This is a genomic window from Streptomyces omiyaensis (assembly GCF_014650895.1).
Lineage (GTDB): Bacteria > Actinomycetota > Actinomycetes > Streptomycetales > Streptomycetaceae > Streptomyces > Streptomyces omiyaensis.
Genome location: NZ_BMVV01000005.1, coordinates 149266 through 166610 on the forward strand (window position 1 = coordinate 149266; position 17345 = coordinate 166610).

The window sequence follows — 17345 nt, forward strand, 5'->3', positions numbered from 1 at the left end:
AGATCGGTATGGACGACTACGCGCCGCGCGCCACCGGGCCGGGCGGCGAGTTCGCGGGCCGCGTGGCGCTGGTCACCGGCGCCGCCCAGGGCATCGGCGAGGCGGTGGTGCGCGCGCTCTCCGCGCGCGGGGCCACCGTGGCGGCGACCGACCGCTCGGAGCCGGAGCTGTGCCGGAGCCTCGCACGGCTCGCCGCCGGCGCCGGCACGGACCCCGCCGCGGGGCCGGTCGTCCCGTACCGGCTCGACGTCACCGCACCGGACGACGTCGCGGCGACGGTCGCCCGCGTCACCCGCGAACTCGGCCCCGTCGACGTCCTGGTGAACGTCGCCGGGGTGCTGCGGACCGGCCCCGCCGTCGAGGCGACGGACCGCGACTGGGCGGACGTCTTCGCGGTCAACACCACCGGGGTCTTCCACCTCTCCCGCGCCGTCGTCGCCGGCATGGCCGCCCGGGGCTCCGGCTCCGTGGTGACCGTCGCCTCCAACGCCGCCGGCATCCCCCGCGCGGACATGAGCGTGTACGCCGCCTCCAAGGCGGCCGCCGTCGCCTTCACCAAGTGCCTGGGCCTCGAAGTGGCCGCCCGGGGCGTGCGCTGCAACGCCGTCTGTCCCGGCTCCACCGACACGCCGATGCAGCGTGCCCTGTGGGAGGGCGAGTCCGTGCCCGGCAGCGTCCTCGACGGAGACCTCGCCGCCCACCGCACCGGGATCCCGCTGCGCCGCATCGCCCAGCCGGAGGACGTCGCCGAGGCGGTCGTCTTCCTCGCCTCCGACCGGGCCCGCCACATCACCATGCAGGACCTCTACGTCGACGGCGGCGCCACCCTGCGCTGACGGTCCGCGGCCGCCACCGCACCGCGTCGCCCACCCACCTCACCGAACCAAGGAGCCCACCCGTGTCGACGGTCCCCCAGGTCGCCGCGCATCCGCCGGCGCCCGCCCCCATAACCGCCCCCTCCCCCACGCCCACCTCCTCCGCCGTCGGGGCCGCCACCGGCCTGCTCGACGCCTACCGCGCCGGCGACCGCTTCCTCGCCACGCCCACCCGGACCCTGCTCGCCCACGGCGTGCTGGAGGAGGTCCCGCACGGTGCCGGACCGATCGCCGGACGGGTGGCCGACGCCCTCGCCGAGGCCCGCGCCGGCCGGCGCGCCGCCGCCGTCGTGATGGGCGCCATCCCCTTCGACCAGGACGCGCCGGCCGCGCTCGTCGTGCCCGGGACCGTCCGCACGGGACCGGCCCTCGCCTCCGACCCGCTCGTCGCGCTGCCCGCCGGGGCCCCCCGCGCCGGCGCCTGGACCGTCCGCCCGCATCCGGCCCCGGAGGAGTACGCCCGGGGCGTCGGCGCCGCCGTCGACCGCATGTGGAACGGCGAGTTCAGCAAGGTGGTCCTCGCCCGCACCCTGGAGCTCACCGGCCCCGGCGAACCGGACGTCGCCGCCATGGTCCGCCGGCTCGCCCGCCGCGACCCGCTCGGCTACACCTTCGCGCTCCCCACCCGCCCCGGCCGCACCCTGCTCGGGGCCAGCCCCGAACTCCTCGTGTCCAGACACGGCGACCGGCTGGTCTCCAACCCGCTGGCCGGCTCCACCCCCCGCAGCGACGACCTCGCCGAGGACGTGCGGCGCGCCGCGGCGCTCCTGGAATCCGCCAAGGACCTCCACGAACACGCGGTCGTCGTCGACGCCGTGCACCAGACGATGGCCCCGTACTGCTCCGCCCTCCACGTCCCGGCCCGGCCGTCGCTGATCCGCACCGCCACCATGTGGCACCTCTCCACCACGGTCACCGGCACCCTGGCCCGCCCCGAGGTGTCGGCCCTGGAGATCGCCTCCTCGCTCCACCCCACCCCGGCGGTGTGCGGGACCCCGACCCCCCTGGCCCGCCGGGTCATCCGGGAGACCGAGCCCTTCGACCGCGGCTTCTTCACCGGCATCGTCGGCTGGGGCGACGCGGACGGCAACGGCGAATGGGTCGTCACCATCCGCTGCGCCGAGGCGGAGGAGCGGACCCTGCGCCTCTACGCGGGCGCCGGCGTCGTCGCCGCCTCCGTCCCCGAGGACGAGACCGCCGAGACCGCCGCCAAGTTCCGCACCTTCCTCGACGCCGTGGGGGCCTCCCTGTGACCGCGCCGACCCCCGCCCCTCCGGCCCCCGGCACCGGGTCCGCCCCGTACGCCGCCCCCACCTGGCCCGCCGCGTTCGCCGAGCGCTACCGGGCGGCCGGCCACTGGGAGGGCCTCACCTTCGGCGCGATGCTCCGCGGACGCGCCTCGGCCCACCCCGACCGGGTCGCCGTCGTCGACCGCGCCGGGCCCGGCGGGACCCGGCGCTCCTGGACCTACGCCGAACTCGACCTGCGCGCCGACCGGCTCGCGGCCGGTCTCGCGGCCCGCGGCATCGGCGCCGGCGACCGCGTCGTCGTCCAGCTCCCCAACGTCGCCGAGTTCCTCGAAGTGATCTTCGCGCTCTTCCGGCTCGGCGCGCTGCCGGTCTTCGCGCTGCCCGCGCACCGCGAGTCGGAGATCACCTACTTCTGCTCCTTCACCGGCGCGGTCGCCTACGTCGTCCCGGACACCCACGCCGGCTTCGACTACCGCACCCTCGGCACCACGGTCCTCGCCCGCTGCCCCGAGCTGCGGCACGTCCTCGTCGCCGGCGGGGACGCCGGTCCCTTCGAGGCGCTCTCCGACGTCCCCGCCGAGCCGGTCGACCTGCCCGACCCCGACCCGTCGGCCGTGGCCTTCCTCCAGCTCTCCGGCGGCAGCACCGGCGTGCCCAAGCTCATCCCCCGGACGCACGACGACTACGTCTGCTCGCTGCGCGGCTCCGCCGAGATCTGCGCGCTCGACGAGGACAGCGTCTATCTGTGCGCCCTGCCCGCAGCCCACAACTTCCCGCTCTCGTCGCCCGGTTCGCTGGGCACGCTGTACGCGGGCGGGCGGGTCGTCATGTGCCCGCAGCCCGCGCCCGACGTGGCCTTCCCGCTGATCCAGGACGAGGGCGTGACCGTCACCGGCCTCGTGCCGCCGCTCGCGCTCGCCTGGATCGACGCCGCCCCCGGCTCCGCCCACGACCTCTCCACCCTCGACGTGCTCCTGGTGGGCGGCGCCCGGCTCTCCGACGAGGCGGCCCGCCGGGTCCGGCCGGCCCTGGGCTGCACCCTCCAGCAGGTCTTCGGCATGGCCGAGGGGCTGGTCTGCTACACCCGCCTCGACGACGACCCGCGGACGATCGTCACCACCCAGGGCCGGCCGATCTCACCGGACGACGAGATCAGGATCGTCGACGACGCGGACGAGGACCTGCCCGTCGGCACCACCGGCCACCTGCTGACCCGGGGGCCCTACACCATCCGCGGCTACTGGAACGCCCCCGACCACAACGCCCGCGCCTTCACCGAGGACGGCTTCTACCGCACCGGCGACCTCGTCCGGCTCACCCCGAGCGGCCACCTGGTCGTCGAGGGACGCGCCAAGGACCAGATCAACCGGGGCGGCGAGAAGATCGCGGCCGAGGAGGTCGAGAACCACCTCCTGGCCCACCCCTCGGTCCACGACGCCAACGTGGTCGGCGAGTTCGACCCGTACCTGGGCGAGCGCAGCTGCGCGTACGTCATCCGCCGCCGGGGCGCCGAGGAGGTGCGGGCCCTCGCCCTCAAGCGCTTCGTCCGGGACCGCGGGCTCGCCGCCTACAAGGTCCCCGACCGCATCGTCTTCGTCGACGCCTTCCCGACCACCGGCGTCGGGAAGATCTCCAAGAAGGACCTCCGCGCGGAGAGCGCGGACACCTGACCGTCCCCTCCCCCCTTCCGCCCCCCTCCGAAACGGACCGCCATGAGCCTCCCCGCCGTCCCGCCCTACCCGATGCCCCGCCCCGGCGAGCTGCCGGCCAACCGCGTGGACTGGACCGTCGACCCCGACCGCGCCGTGCTCCTCGTGCACGACCTCCAGAACCACTTCCTGGCCCCCTTCGACGACGGCGCCGAACCGCTCACCGCCCTCCTCGGCAACCTGAACCGGCTCCGCGAGGAGGCCGCCCGGCTCGGCGTGCCCGTCGTCTACACCGCCCAGCCCGGCGGCCAGACGCCCGAACAGCGCGGCCTCCAGCAGGACTTCTGGGGCCCCGGCGTCCCGGACGACCCGCACGCCGTCGCCGTCGCCGACGCCGTCGCGCCCGAGCCCGGCGACATCCGCCTCACCAAGTGGAAGTACAGCGCCTTCGTCCGCACCGACCTCCTGGAGCTGCTGCGCGCCCACGGCCGCGACCAGCTGGTGATCACCGGCGTGTACGCGCACATCGGCGTCCTGATGACGGCCTGCGACGCGTGGATGCGCGACGTCCAGGCCTTCGTCGTGGCGGACGCAGTGGCGGACTTCTCCGAGCGGGAGCACCGGATGGCCCTGGAGTGGGCGGCCGGCCGCTGCGCCGTCGTCACGACGACCGACGGCGTCTTCTGACCCGCCGCCCCGCCCCCGTCCGGTGGGCCCACGGGCCACTGCGGCCGACCCCACCCGAGGCGGCTCACACCGGCGTTCCGGCCGGAGCCCGACAGCCGACGCCGGCTGCCGGGCGCGCCGGCCTCCTGGCGGTCAGTTGACGGTGACCGCCCGCTGTGCGGTCACCGTGCGGGAGTCGCGGGCGACGACGAAGGTGTAGAGGCCGGGGACGAGCTTCCAGGTGCCGGCGCTCCAGATGGTGAGGTCGTCGGCGGGGACGGTGAAGGTGATGCGCTGACTGGCGCCGGGGGCGAGGGCGACCTTGCGGAAGGCGACGAGGCGGCGCGGTTCGGCTGCCGCCGCGGCCGGGAGGGTCGCGTAGACCTGGACGACGTCGGTGCCCTGGCGGGTGCCGCTGTTGGTGACGGTGACGGAGAGGGTGACCGTCTTGGCGACGGTGTTGTAGGCGGCTTCCAGGGAGCCGTGGGCGAAGGACGCGTATGACAGGCCGTGCCCGAAGGGGAAGAGGGGCTGCTGTCCCTTGGCGTCGTAGTAGCGGTAGCCGATGGCGGTGCCCTCGTCGTAGGAGACGGTGGCGTTCGCGCCGGGGTAGGTCGCGGTGGTGGTGCCGGGGCCCTGGGCGGTGCCGGCGGGGAAGGTGACGGGCAGCCGACCGGAGGGGTCGCTGTCGCCGAAGAGGACGGCGGCGAGCGCGGTGCCCATGCCGCGGCCTCCGTACCAGGCCTGGATGACGGCTTCGACGTCCCCCAGCCAGGGCATCGCGACCGGGCCGTCGGTGTTCAGGACGACGATGGTACGGGGGTTGGCGGCGGCGACGGCGGTGATGAGCTGGTTCTGGTCCGCGGGGAGGGCGAGCTGCTCGTGGTCCATCGCCTCGCCCGCCATGCGGTTGACGAAGACGACGGCGGCGTCGGCGGCGCGTGCGGTCTGGACGGCGGCCGGGATGAGGGAGGCGGGCTGCCAGCCGAGGGTGAGTCCGCAGGTGCTCCGGCCCATGGCGTCCGGGTCGGCGTTGGCGTTGTCGTAGGTGAGCTCGATGGTCGCGGCCTGGCCGGCGGTGAGCTCGATGGTGCCCTGGAGGGGGTAGTCGTGGGTGCCGAGGAAGAAGCGGCGGGTACCGCGGGAGCCGGAGACGACGGTGGCGCCGTCGATCTTGAGGGTGGCGGTGCCGGCGGGCAGGAGGGAGAAGCGGTGCAGGCCGGTGTGGGTCGGGGTGAGGGTGCCGGACCAGGTCGCGGACCAGACGGTGGGGAGGTTCTCGACCGGGGTGCTGGTGAAGTCGACGACGGGGTCGGTGCGGGTGGCGACCGGGGTGCCGGTGGGCTGGGCGGAGGCGTAGTAGCGGCCGGTGAGGCCGGCGGTCCCGCCGGGGGTGCGCAGGACGGTGGAGGGAACGGTGGTGAGGGGGATGTCGCCGGTGGTGCCCTGGGCGTGGGTGACGGTGATGGTGCTGCCGGCGCGGGCCTTGATGGCCTGGAGGGGCGTGGTCCAGGTGCCGGGGTCGACGTAGGTGGAGCCGGCGACGCCGGTGAGGGCGTCGGTGCCGGCGGGGCCGATGACGGCGAGCGACTTCAGGGTGGCGGGCAGGGGAAGGGCCGCGGCGCGGTTGGCGAGCAGGACGGTGGAGCCGAGGGCCGCTTCGTGGGCGAGGCTCTTGTGTTCGGCGGTGCTGACGTCCTGGGCCGGTGCGGGGAGGGGGTTGTCGATGAGGCCGTTGGCGAACATGGTGATGAGGATGCGACGGGCGGCGTCGTCCAGGCGTGCGGCCGGGATGGAGCCGCCGGTGAGTGAACCGGGAGCAAGCTTGACTCCACCGGGTCCGAGGCCCGCGAGGTCCATGCCCGCCTTGGCGGCGGCGACCTGGTCGGCGCCGGCCCAGAAGTCGGGGACGGTGTAGCCCTGCAGGCCGAGGCGGTTCTTGACGTCGCCGAAGAGTGCGGGGCTTTCGGTGGCGAAGGTGCCGTTGATCTTCGGGTAGGCCATCATCACCGAGGTGGTGGGGGCCGCGGCGATCACGTGGCGGAAGGGCTTCTGGTAGGTCTCGTGCAGGGCCCGGTCGGACACCAGGGTGTCGGTGAAGAAGCGGTTCACCTCCTGGGTGTAGGCGGCGAAGTGCTTGACGGTGGCGGTGACCTGACGGCTCTGCATGCCGGTGGTGAGGGCGGCCCCGAGCCTGCCGGCGAGCAGCGGGTCCTCGCCCAGGCTCTCGGCCTGGCGGCCGAAGTGCCAGGTGCGGGTGAGGTCGATGGTGGGGCCGAGGAGGGTGTTGTAGCCCTTGGCGCGTCCTTCTGTGCCGATGGCGGTGCCGATGCGGCGGGCCAGGTCCTCGTCGAAGGCCGCGGCCTGCGCGAGGGGAACGGGGAAGGCGGTGACGTTCCGCTCGCCGCGCAGTCCGGCGGAGGCGTCGACCATGGCCAGCGCGGGGATGCCGAGGTGGGCCAGAGAGGCGAAGTCGCATCGGACGAGCGACTCCTTCTCGGCGGCCGTCATCCGCGCGAGGAGGGCGTCGGCGCGGTCGAAGGCGCGGGGATCGGTGGCGGCGAGGGCCTGAATGGTGGCTCCAGGGGTCAGGGTGGCGACTGCCGCTGTGGCGATGGCGGCGGACAGGAAGGTACGTCGGTTCACGGCGACTCTCCGGGCGGTGGGGGTGAAGGGGCCGGCGCCGCAGAATCGACTGCCGCTCTCCAGCCCGTGGGGATACGCCAGGCCGATCGACACCCTCCGGAAAGCCTTCCCGAGTCCCGCGGGAGCCTTCAGGTATTTCAGGTGTCGCAATCAGCACTTCACGCAAGCCGAAAAATATGACCAAGGGCAGTACCGGTCAACCCTCGGGGTTCCATTAATTCGGTGCATGCACTCTGAGCTGCGCAGATATATCAACCATTTACGAGCATGAACAATTTCAGCAACAGATCGACGAGGCATCTTCGCGCCACCATGCACATATCGAATATCCCTCATCGATCGCATGGATGAGGCCACTCTTTTCGTGCCCATGCACGCGTTCCCGACATGGTTGGAATTCCATGCCGGGTACGCTCGAATTGTTGAGTTGTCGCTCGCTATCTCGGTGTGACGTCCGAGGAGTGGAGGATGTGCGTGCCTGGGGCGAGCGTGCCGGGTTCGCCTCCGGGCAGGTCGACGACGGCCGTGCAGTTCGGGGGGACGGTGATCTCTGCCTTCATCCCGTCCGCGGTGGCCTCCCAGAACAGGGACGCGGTGCCGTGGGGTGTCTCGTGGCGGGTGCGTGCCCAGGTGATCCCGCCTCCGGGGCGGGGCCGGAAGACGAGGGTCCGGGCGCCGGGTGCGGTGACGGCGATGCCGCCGACGACCCGGTGGAGCCAGTCGGCGACGGCGCCGAGGGCGTAGTGGTTGAAGGAGGTCATGCCTCCCGGGTTGAGGGCGCCGTCGGGTCGGAGGCTGTCCCAGCGTTCCCAGATCGTGGTGGCGCCCATGGAGACGGTGTAGAGCCAGGACGGGCATTCGGTCTGGAGCAGCAACCGGTAGGCGGTGTCGAGGTGGCCGGTGTCGGTCAGCGCGTCGCAGATGAGGGGGGTGCCGACGAAGCCGGTGGCGATACGGGCGCCGTCCTGCTCGACGAGTTCGGCCAGGCGGTCGCCGGCGGTCCGGCGTCGGCTCGGGTCCAGGAGGTCGAAGGCGATCGCGAGGGCGTAGGCGGTGGGGCTGTCGCTGGTCAGGCGGCCGTCGGGGCGGAGGTAGCGGCGGCGGAAGGCCGTGGTGACCTCTTCGGCCAGTGCGGCGTAGCGGGCGGATTCGGCGGTGTCGCCCAGTTCGCGGGCGGCACGGGCGAGGTGGTGGGCGGAGTGGGCGAAGTAGGCGGTGGCGACGAGGTAGCGGTCGGTGCGTCCGGCAGCGGGGTCGTCGGGCGGGGCAGCGGGGTCGAGCCAGTCGCCGAGCTGGAAGCCGGTGTCCCAGAGCCGGTCGGGGCCGGCGAGCTTCTCGACGAGGTCGACCCACGCCTTGCCCATGGGGTAGTGGCGGCGCAGGAGTTCGAGGTCTCCGAAGCGCTGGTAGAGGGTCCAGGGGGTGAGGGTGGCGACGTCGCCCCAGGCGGCTCCGGGCTGGATGGGGGTCCACATCGGTTCGCCGGGGATGACGGGGACGTACCAGGGGATGGTGCCGTCCGGGAGCTGTTCGAGTCCGACGTCGGTGAGCCAGGAGTCGAGCATGCCGGCGCAGTCGTAGAGGAAGCTCGCGGTGGGAGCGAAGACCTGGATGTCGCCGGTCCAGCCCAGGCGTTCGTCGCGCTGGGGGCAGTCGGTGGGTATGTCGACGAAGTTGCCGCGCATGCTCCACAGGACGTTCTCGTGCAGGCGGTTGACCATCGGGTCGCTGCACTCGAACCAGCCGGTGCGGCGCATGTCCGTGTGGTACACGCGGGCGGTGACGGCCTGCGGGTCGAGCTCGCCGGGCCATCCGGAGATCTCGGCGTACCGGAAGCCGTGCAGGGTGAAGCGGGGCTCCCAGGTGTACGGCCCGGTGCCGGGCAGGATCAGGGTGTCCGCGGAGTACGCCTCGCGCAGCGGGCGGGTGGCGAGTTCTCCTTCCTGGAGCACCTCGGCGTGCCGGAGGGCCAGGGTGGTGCCGGCGGGACCGTCGGCGGTGACGCGCAGGCGGCCGACGAGGTTCTGTCCGAAGTCGAGCAGGTGGCGGCCGTCGGGGGTGCGGGTGATCGAGACCGGCGCGATCTCCTCGGTGCAGCGGACCGGGGGCCCGTCGGGCGCGACGAGCGTGCGGGGGTCGCGGGTGCCGGTGCGCACGGGGGTCCAGCCGTCCGGCGAGGCGGCCGGGGTGGCCCAGTCGGCGTCGTCGAGACGGGCGTCGAAGGTCTCGCCCTCGTAGAGGCCGCTGGTCAGGATCGGTCCGGGAGCGGCGTGCCAGGTGTGATCGGTGGCGACGACGGTGGTGGTGCCGTCGGTGTAGGTGATCTCCAGTTGGGCGATGAGGGACTGGTCGGTGCCGTAGATGTTGCGGGTGCCGCCGTCGAAGCCGTACTTGCCCCGGTACCAGCCGTCTCCGAGCCAGGCGCCGATGGTGTTGGCTCCGGGCGCGAGGAGGCCGGTGACGTCGTGGGTGCGGTAGCGGAGCCTGTGGGGGTAGACGGTCCAGCCGGGGGCGAGGGCTTCGTCGCCGACGCGGACGCCGTTGATCTCGGCCTCGTACAGGCCGTGGGCGGTGATGTAGAGCCGGGCGCGCTCGATCGGCTTGTCGTCGGGGCGGAAATGCTTGCGTACGCGGGCCGGGCGGCGTTCCGCCGTGGGGTCCTCGTCCCAGGCGGCGCCCACGGGCACGGCGGACCAGTCGGTGGCGGCGAGCAGACCGGCCTCGACGGTGCTGGGCTCGCTCCACTCCGACGGCTCGCCGTCGCCCGCCGACCAGGTGCGGACGCGGACGACTGCGTGTTCGCGGGAGGTGAGCGGTTCGGCGGGCCAGGCGACGAGGACGTGGTCGGAACCGGTGACGCGGCCGGTGCGGCGGGTGTGGCCGTGGCGTTCGATGTCGACTTCGTAGGCGTGCTGGTCGCCGGCTTCGGCGGCGGGGGTCCAGGAGAGCCGGGGGGCGGCGGTGCCGATGCCGAGACCGTCCGTGAGGTGCTCGAAGCGCACCGGGGAGGGCGGGTGGGGGTGCAAGGAAGGGGCCTTTCGTGTGCTCGGGTGTGGGCCGGAGGGCGTGTGCTCAGCCCTTGACCGCTCCCGAGGTGAGGCCCTTCATGACCTTCTGGTTGAGGAAGAGGTAGATCACGAGGGTGCCGAAGACGTTGATGCAGATGGCCGCGAACAGGGGGCCGTACTGGGTGGCGCCGAAGTCGCCGGTGAAGTTCAGCAGGCCGACCTGGACGGTGCGCAGGTCCTGGCTGTTGGTGAAGGTGAGGGCGATCAGCAGGTCGTTCCAGATGAAGAAGAACTGCACCAGCCCGACGGTGAGGAGCGCGTTGCGGACCACGGGGAGGCTGATGGTCCAGAAGGCGCGCAGGATGCCGGCGCCGTCGAGGGTGGCGGCCTCGAAGAGTTCGCGCGGGACGGTCTTGTAGTAGGTGGCCATCATGAAGACGGTCAGGGGCAGACCGGTACCCGTGTAGGTGAGGATCAGCGGCCACAGGGTTCCGGAGAGGCCGGTCTGGAAGTAGAGGGTGAACAGGGGCAGCAGGATCATCTGCGGGGGGATCATCATGCCGGCGAGGAAGACGAGGAGGGTGAGGCTGCGGCCCTTCCAGACCATGATCTGCAGGGCGAAGCCGGCTGCGGTGCCGAGCAGGAGGATGAGGGCGAGTGCGGGGACGACGGCCAGGAGGCTGTTCTTGACGTAGAGGCCGATGTTGCCGGTGGTCCAGGCTTCGGCGTAGTTGGCCCATTCCCAGGTGGCGGGAAGGCTCCAGGTGGAGTTGTTGAGGTAGTCGCTGTTGGACTTGACCGAGGTCAGGAACATCCAGATCAGCGGATAGACCTCGACGACGAGGAGGAGGGCGACGGCGAGCCTGACCCACAGCCGTCCGCCGGCCTTGCGGGCGGCGCGGAGCGGCGGCTGCTTCGGGCGCTTGTGACCGCTGCCGGTGGTCTTGTGGAGGGTGTCGATGGCCATGGCGTTCAGCTCTCCGTGTTGTCGCGCCGGGAGACGCGGTAGACCGCCAGGCTCACCAGGAGGCAGACGACGGTGAGGAGCAGTGCGATGGTGCTGCCGTAGCCGTACTCGCTGTAGGTGAACGACGACTGGAACATGTACAGGGTCAGGGGGGTGGTGCCGTTGCCGGGACCGCCGTTGGTGAGGGCGACGACGGAGTCGAAGACTTTCAGGGTGCCGTTGATGCTGAAGATCAGGGACGACATGAGGACAGGCAGCGAGAGCGGCAGGACGATGTGGCGGATCAGGCGCAGGCCGGAGGCGCCGTCGAGGCGGGCGGATTCGAGGACCTCGTCGGGGATGTCGACGAGCCCGGCGAACAGCAGGACGGCGTAGAAGCCCATCGACCGCCAGATGTCCATGATGATCAGGACCCAGAAGGCGCTGCCCGCGTTGCCGAAGAAGTCGATGGACTCCAGGCCGAAGGCGTTGAGCAGGGAGTTGACGGGGCCCGGCTGGGGGGCGACCTGGAAGAGCTTCTGGAAGAGCAGGCCGACGGCGACGGTCGGCAGGATGACGGGGAAGAAGGCCAGGGTGCGGATGAGCGCGGAGGCCTTCTTGAGGAAGAAGACGTAGAGCAGGGCCAGGAGGTAGCCGGCGATGACCTGGCCGGCGGTGACGATGACCGCGTACTTGAGGGTGAACCAGAGGGCGTCGTGGACGGCCGGGTCGTCGAGGAGCCGGGTGAAGTTGTCCAGGCCGCTGCCGGTGAAGCCCTCGATGGAGTTGCCCTTGGTGAAGGAGTACCCGAGCGACCACACCATCGGGACGAGCATGATCAAGGTGTAGAGGAGGAGTGCGGGACCGAGCAGGATCATGATCGCCCTGCGGTCACCGAGTACGCGGTGCATGAGTGGTGTCCACTTCGTTTCTGTGAAGGGCCGGCCAGACGATGACGGGCGGCGCGCCTTGGGCCGGCGGGCCGCCCGCCTCACGGGGTGTTACTGGCTGCCGAGCGCGTCCTGGACGGTGGCCATGAACTTCTCAGGGCTGATGCTGCCGTTGACGAGGCCGGGGGCGCTGGTGTTGCTGATCGTGGTGGCCTTGGTGCTGAAGAGCGCCTCGAACCACAGGACGTTCTGCTTCGAGCCGCTGATCGTCTTGCGGACGGTGCCGGCGACCTCGCTGGTGTCCTTGACCGGGGTGTTCACCTTGAAGCCGGTGATCGTGCCGTGGTCCTTCAGGGCGGTGCTGCCGAAGTTCTTGGCGATGCAGCCGACCCAGGCGCCGGTCTTGTCGCCGAAGCTCTTGGAGCCGAGGGTGACGGCCAGGCCGATGTTGGAGGGGTACTGGTCGATGGAACCCTTGCCGCCCTTGACGGCGGGGAAGGGCATGAAGCCGACGTTCTCGGTGCCGACCTTGTTCTGCTTGGGGTCCGCGATGTTCGCCAGGGCCCAGCTGCCCATGTAGAACATGCCGGACTTGCCGGTGAGGAACTGGTTCATCGCGGTGTCGTAGTCGATGGAGCCGACGCCCTTGCCGAAGTAGCCCTTCTTGCCGAGGGCCGCGACTTCCTCGGCTGCCTTGACGTACTCGGGGTCGGTCAGCTTGGCGGTGCCGGCGTCGACCTTGTCGAGGGCGTCGGGGCCGAGGCTGCGGTAGAGGTAGCCGCTGATGAGTCGGGTGAGGGGCCAGCCCTGGGCGCCGGAGGCGGAGAACGGCTGGACGCCCTTGGCGTTCAGCTTGTCCGCGGCGGTCAGCAGCTCGTCCCACGTGCCGGGGACGGCGATGCCGTTCTCCTGGAAGAGCTTCTTGTTGTAGAAGATCCCCTCGATGTTGTACTCGTACGGCAGCGCCATCAGCTTGCCGCCGTACAGCGCCTTGATCGTGGAGACGGCGGCCGGCTCCAGCTGGTCGAGCACTCCGAGACGCTTCAGCTCCAGCTCGATGTCCGCGACCTTGTTGCCCTTGGCCAGCTGCTTGGTCAGCGCGGGGGCGTTGCCCGCGGCGAACATCGGAGGCAGCGCGTCCTGGCCGGCGAGGAGCTGGAGCTTCTGGTCGAGCTGCGCCTGGGGGATGGTCTCGACCTTGAGCGGGAGGGCATCGTTCTCGGCCTTGCAGGTGCTCGTGGAGAGCGTGGTGAGCGCCGTGCGGGTGGTCGTGTTCTCGGTGACGCTGAGGTACGTGAAGTCCTTGGGCGCCGCGGAGGTGCCACCGCCGTTGCTGCCGCCGCAGGCGGTGGCGAGGAGGGCCAGGGACATGACGCCGGCCGAGGTGAGGGCGAGGCGGCGGGCGCGGATCGTGCGGTGGGGCACTGGAGACTCCCAGGATCGTGAGAGAAGAAGGGGCGCTCAGCGGGCGCAAGGGGCGGCGGGGAAAACCGGCCGCGCAGAGACGGAGCGTGTAGAACGTTCTCCATCCGAACTGGCAACACCATGACGCCATCCCTCTGGCGTCGTCAAGACACAGACGCGTAACATCGCCTTTGCCTGGTCGAATAAGGGAATCCCCTTAAGACCAAGCGTGTAGAACGTTGCACTACGTGTGAGGAGGCGGGGTCCTTCATGACTCCGGACAGCTCGTCCAGGAACACCAAGCGGGTGACGATCACCGATGTCGCGCGCCATGCCGGCGTGTCCACCGCCGCCGTGTCGAAGGTCATGCGCAACGCCTACGGCACGAGCCCGGCCATGCAGGAGCGGGTCCGCACGGCGATGGCCGAGCTGGGATACCGGCCCCATGCCGCCGCGCGGGGAATGCGCGGCAGGACGTACACGATCGGCGTGCTGCTCGACAACGTCCGCAACGCCTTCTTCGCCGACGTCCTGGACGGCATCCACGAGGAGCTGCAGGACAGCGAGTACACCGTGCTGATCGGCGCGGCCGGATTCGGCGCCGACGAACAGGCGCGCACGATCCGCTCGCTGGTGGACCGTCAGATGGACGGCCTGGTCCTGATCGCCCCCGGAACTCCGCGCGCCGAGGTTCTGGCGACGGCACAGGCGACGCCCACGGTGGTCATCGGTCACCACGACGCCTCCGATGTCCACGACTCCGTCGTCGACGCGGACGACGTCGGCGCGGGCCTGGTGGTCGACCACCTCGTCGCGCTCGGCCATCGGGACATCGCCCTGGTCGCGGCAGCGGGCAGCAGGACCGGCCGCTGGCAGCGGACACCGGAGATCGCCCTGGCGGACGGATACCTGCGGGCGATGGACCGTCATGGTCTCGCCGGGCACGCACGGGTTCACCACGCCGCGTACTCCGACGACGGCGGCCATGCGGCCGGCCTCGCCCTGCTGTCCGGGCCCGACCGGCCCACGGCGATCCTGACCGGCGCCGACGTCGCGGCGCTCGGCATCTACCGCGCCGCCGACGAACTGGGACTGTCGATCCCGGCGGACGTCTCCCTCGTCGGCTACAACAACACCGCGATCGCCTCGCTCGCGCCCGTCCAGCTCACCAGCGTCGATCAGGCCGGACACACCATGGGAGCGACGGCCGCGAGGATGCTGATCGAGCGGGTCGAAGGGAGGCGCGACCGGTCCATGCAGACCACGATGACTCCCCGGCTGGTGGTGCGCCGCAGCACCGGTGCCCCGCACGTGCGGTAGGCGCGGACCTGAGCCGAGGGGGCCCGGCCGCTGCGACGGGCCGGCACCGGGTTTCCGTCGGCGCCGCTGCTGCCGGGACGGGAACCGACAGGCGTAGCGGGCATGCGTCCGGGCCGTCTGCTCACGGAGCACACGGCCCGGACGGGCTATCAGGTTCACGCTCACGAAGTGCCGGCGCCCGGTATCGCGGTACGGCGCTCCGAACTGGGTGCGGCTTCGCGGCAGGACAGCGTCATCACGGGTCGCCGACCGGTACGACCGAGTGCGCTCGGCGTCGGGCCCGGGGCAGCAGGGCGGCGGCGAGCAGGGCGGTCGCCGCACCGAGGACGCCGACGGCGGCGGCGAGGCTGCCGACCGCTTCCTTGCCGGCCAGCAGGGCCAGGGGGCAGAGGAACTCGCCGAGGAAGAAGGCCGCGGTCCACAGGCCCATGCCGCGGCCGCGGTCGGCGAAGTCGAGCCGGTCCATCGCCCGGGTCACGAGCGAGGGGAGCAGCATGCCGGTGCCGATGCAGTTGAGGACGGCGCCGGTGATCAGCAGGGGCAGGTCGTCGGCGAGCCCCATCAGGAGGAAGCCGAGTGCGCACAGGGCGAGGAGCGCCGGCAGGGGCCGCCGGTGCGGGGCGAGGCGGGTGAAGAGGATCGAGCCGAGAACGGTGGCGGCACTGGCGACGGCGGTGACGGCGCCGATGGTGCCGGTGGAGTCGGTACCCAGGTCGTCGAGGAGGTAGGCCATCTCGACGGGGACGGTGTAGAAGACGACGGCTCCGAAGACGGTGAGGAGACAGATGCCCGCCATGCGGCGTACGGGGAAGGAGCGGGGGGCGGTCCGCGCCCGCGTCTTGTCGTCCTGTGCCGGCGGAGCGGGGGTGGGCAGGACCCGGGCCATGACGGGGGCGATGAGCAGGCCGACGGCGTAGAGCCAGAAGGGGGCGCGCCAGTTCGCGGCTCCGAGGGCTCCGCCGAGGACGAAGAAGAGGGTGGCGGAGGCGGAGGCGCACATGGTCTGCAGGGCGAGGTACCGGTCGCGGAGTCGGCCGTCGTAGTAGTCGCCGATGAGGGTGGTGCAGGCGGTCATGATGGCCGCTTCGGTGACGCCGACGAGGACGCGGCTGATCAGGATGGCGTGGAGGGAGTCGAGCCAGAGCGGCGCGGTGCCGAAGACCGCGTAGAGGGCTGTGGCGGCGACGAGGAGTCGCTTGCGGCCGAGCCTGTCGACGATCATGCCGGCGAAGGGGGCGAGGAGGGCGAGGGCGAGCGCGGGGATCGTCAGGACGACGGGGACGAGGGCCGCGCTGCCGGGCACGTCGGCGAAGTGGTCCTGCATGCGGGGCAGGACGGGGGCGAGGAGGACTGCGCCGAGGACGGGCAGGCAGCTGCCGGTCATGAGGACGGCGGCGGGGAGGCGCCCGGCGGGGGCGCCGATGTGGTCGGGGGACGGCGGTGCGAGGGGTGCGGGCACGACGGCACTCCAGAGCGCGAGGGAGGTGGAGGCGCCCGGTCGGTGGCGGCAGGTGTGTAGGGAGCGGTGCCGGGACCGGGGGCGGAGGTGCCCTCGACTATGCGTGCCGGTGAGCGTGGTGCCCACCCCCCTGGTCATCCAGGTTCGCGATGGGTCGGATCCACCGGGTGGATAGGGGCTGAGCAGGGGTTTGGGTGTCATGGGGGGTGTTTCGCCGGTGCTGGGGCGGTTCAGGTGTCGGCGATGCGCCGGCCGACGCGGGCCGCGGTCTCCCTGAGCCAGATGTGGGCGGCGTCGTGGGTGTGGACCGGGTGCCACCACAGGGCCTCGCGCAGGGGGACGGCTTCGTAGGGGGGTTCGAGGAGCCGGACAGGGGCCAGGGGGGCCATGAGGCGGGCGAGGCGCGCTTGGACGAGGGCGATGCGGCGGGTGCCGGCGACGAGGGCGGGCAGGGCGTGGAAGCTGTCGACGGAGACCTCGACGCGGGGTTCGATGCCGAGCATCCCGAGCTGGCGCACGGCGGGGGCGTCGTAGGTGCGCTGGTAGGTCACCCAGGGGAGCCGGGCGAGGTCCTGCCGGGTGAGGCGGTCCTCGATGCTGGGGTGGTCGTCGGCGACGACGAAGACCCACCGGTCGTCGTAGAGGTCGGTGGCGGGGAAGTCGCTGATGACGCCGTGGGGCATCAGGAGGCCGTCGGTGGCGCTGAGGAGGCTGGCGGTGTCATCGACGACGGTGAGGGGGGTGCGGGTGAAGCGCAGGCGGATGCCCGGGGCTTCGTCGTGGATGACGCGGGCGAGTTCCACGCCGAAGACGTCGACGGCGTAGTCGGAGGCGACGAGGCGGAACTCGCGGGTTTCGGTCGCCGGGTCGAAGGCGGCCTGGCTGGTGAAGAGCCGTTCGAGGACGTCGTAAGCGGTGGCGGTGCGGTCCAGGAGGACCTGGCCGAGGGCGGTCAGTTCGTACTGACTGCCCACTCTGGACAGGAGCTCGTCGCCGAAGTGGCGGCGCAGCCGGCCCAGGGCGGCGCTCATGGCCGGCTGGCTGAGGCCGACGCGCTGTCCTGCTTTCGTGACGTTGCGTTCTTCGAGAAGGGCACGGAGGGCGACGACGAGGTTGAGGTCGAGGCGGGCGAGATTCACGGGATTGCCTCCGTTGGGTGTGAGCCGGTCAGGAACTATTCGCCAGGCAAATGGCGAGCATCCACATAATCGATTTCCCTGATTGCTTGGGGC

The 17345-nt window shown here is 71.8% G+C and carries 12 protein-coding genes; 5 read left to right on the forward strand and 7 right to left on the reverse strand.

Going from position 1 to position 17345, the window contains the following annotated elements; genetic code table 11:
• Positions 1-8 precede the first annotated feature (8 nt).
• From IE287_RS10835 to IE287_RS10850, 4 genes are all read left to right on the forward strand, one after another.
• The gene (locus IE287_RS10835) at positions 9-836 is read left to right on the forward strand and encodes a 2,3-dihydro-2,3-dihydroxybenzoate dehydrogenase (protein WP_189848747.1); all 828 of its coding nucleotides are present in this window, start codon (positions 9-11) and stop codon (positions 834-836) included.
• A gap of 62 nt (positions 837-898) precedes the next feature.
• Positions 899-2128, forward strand: a complete 1230-nt coding sequence (locus IE287_RS10840) for an isochorismate synthase (protein ID WP_373307829.1) — start codon at positions 899-901, stop codon at positions 2126-2128.
• Positions 2125-3795 (forward strand): (2,3-dihydroxybenzoyl)adenylate synthase, encoded by a 1671-nt coding sequence (locus IE287_RS10845; RefSeq protein WP_189848748.1) that lies wholly within the window; start codon positions 2125-2127, stop codon positions 3793-3795. Before IE287_RS10840 ends, IE287_RS10845 begins: the two co-directional genes overlap by 4 nt.
• 42 nt (positions 3796-3837) lie before the next feature.
• Complete coding sequence (locus tag IE287_RS10850; protein ID WP_189848749.1) at positions 3838-4461, forward strand: isochorismatase family protein; 624 nt, start codon at positions 3838-3840, stop codon at positions 4459-4461.
• Positions 4462-4593: 132 nt separating this feature from the next.
• On the opposite strand, the gene IE287_RS10855 is transcribed toward IE287_RS10850, so the two are convergent.
• The 5 genes from IE287_RS10855 to IE287_RS10875 form a co-directional block, all read right to left on the reverse strand.
• Positions 4594-7086, reverse strand: a complete 2493-nt coding sequence (locus IE287_RS10855) for a glycoside hydrolase family 3 protein (RefSeq protein WP_189848750.1) — start codon at positions 7084-7086, stop codon at positions 4594-4596.
• Between the two features lie 437 nt (positions 7087-7523).
• The gene (locus IE287_RS10860) at positions 7524-10112 is read right to left on the reverse strand and encodes a family 78 glycoside hydrolase catalytic domain (protein WP_189848751.1); all 2589 of its coding nucleotides are present in this window, start codon (positions 10110-10112) and stop codon (positions 7524-7526) included.
• Positions 10113-10158: 46 nt separating this feature from the next.
• Positions 10159-11061, reverse strand: a complete 903-nt coding sequence (locus tag IE287_RS10865; RefSeq protein ID WP_229883398.1) for a carbohydrate ABC transporter permease — start codon at positions 11059-11061, stop codon at positions 10159-10161.
• Between the two features lie 5 nt (positions 11062-11066).
• Positions 11067-11951, reverse strand: a complete 885-nt coding sequence (locus tag IE287_RS10870) for a carbohydrate ABC transporter permease (protein WP_189848752.1) — start codon at positions 11949-11951, stop codon at positions 11067-11069.
• A 90-nt stretch (positions 11952-12041) separates the two neighbouring features.
• Positions 12042-13355, reverse strand: a complete 1314-nt coding sequence (locus IE287_RS10875; RefSeq protein ID WP_229883399.1) for an ABC transporter substrate-binding protein — start codon at positions 13353-13355, stop codon at positions 12042-12044.
• 249 nt (positions 13356-13604) lie between these two features.
• Between IE287_RS10875 and IE287_RS10880 the strand changes: the two genes are divergently transcribed.
• The gene (locus IE287_RS10880; RefSeq protein WP_189848753.1) at positions 13605-14654 is read left to right on the forward strand and encodes a LacI family DNA-binding transcriptional regulator; all 1050 of its coding nucleotides are present in this window, start codon (positions 13605-13607) and stop codon (positions 14652-14654) included.
• 235 nt (positions 14655-14889) lie between these two features.
• Here IE287_RS10880 and IE287_RS10885 read toward each other — a convergent pair whose 3' ends face one another.
• Positions 14890-16113: an MFS transporter gene (locus IE287_RS10885; RefSeq protein WP_373307830.1), complete on the reverse strand. Its 1224-nt coding sequence runs from the start codon at positions 16111-16113 to the stop codon at positions 14890-14892.
• Positions 16114-16343: 230 nt separating this feature from the next.
• Positions 16344-17252, reverse strand: coding sequence for a LysR family transcriptional regulator (locus IE287_RS10890; protein ID WP_189848754.1), 909 nt, complete (start codon positions 17250-17252; stop codon positions 16344-16346).
• Positions 17253-17345 lie beyond the last annotated feature (93 nt).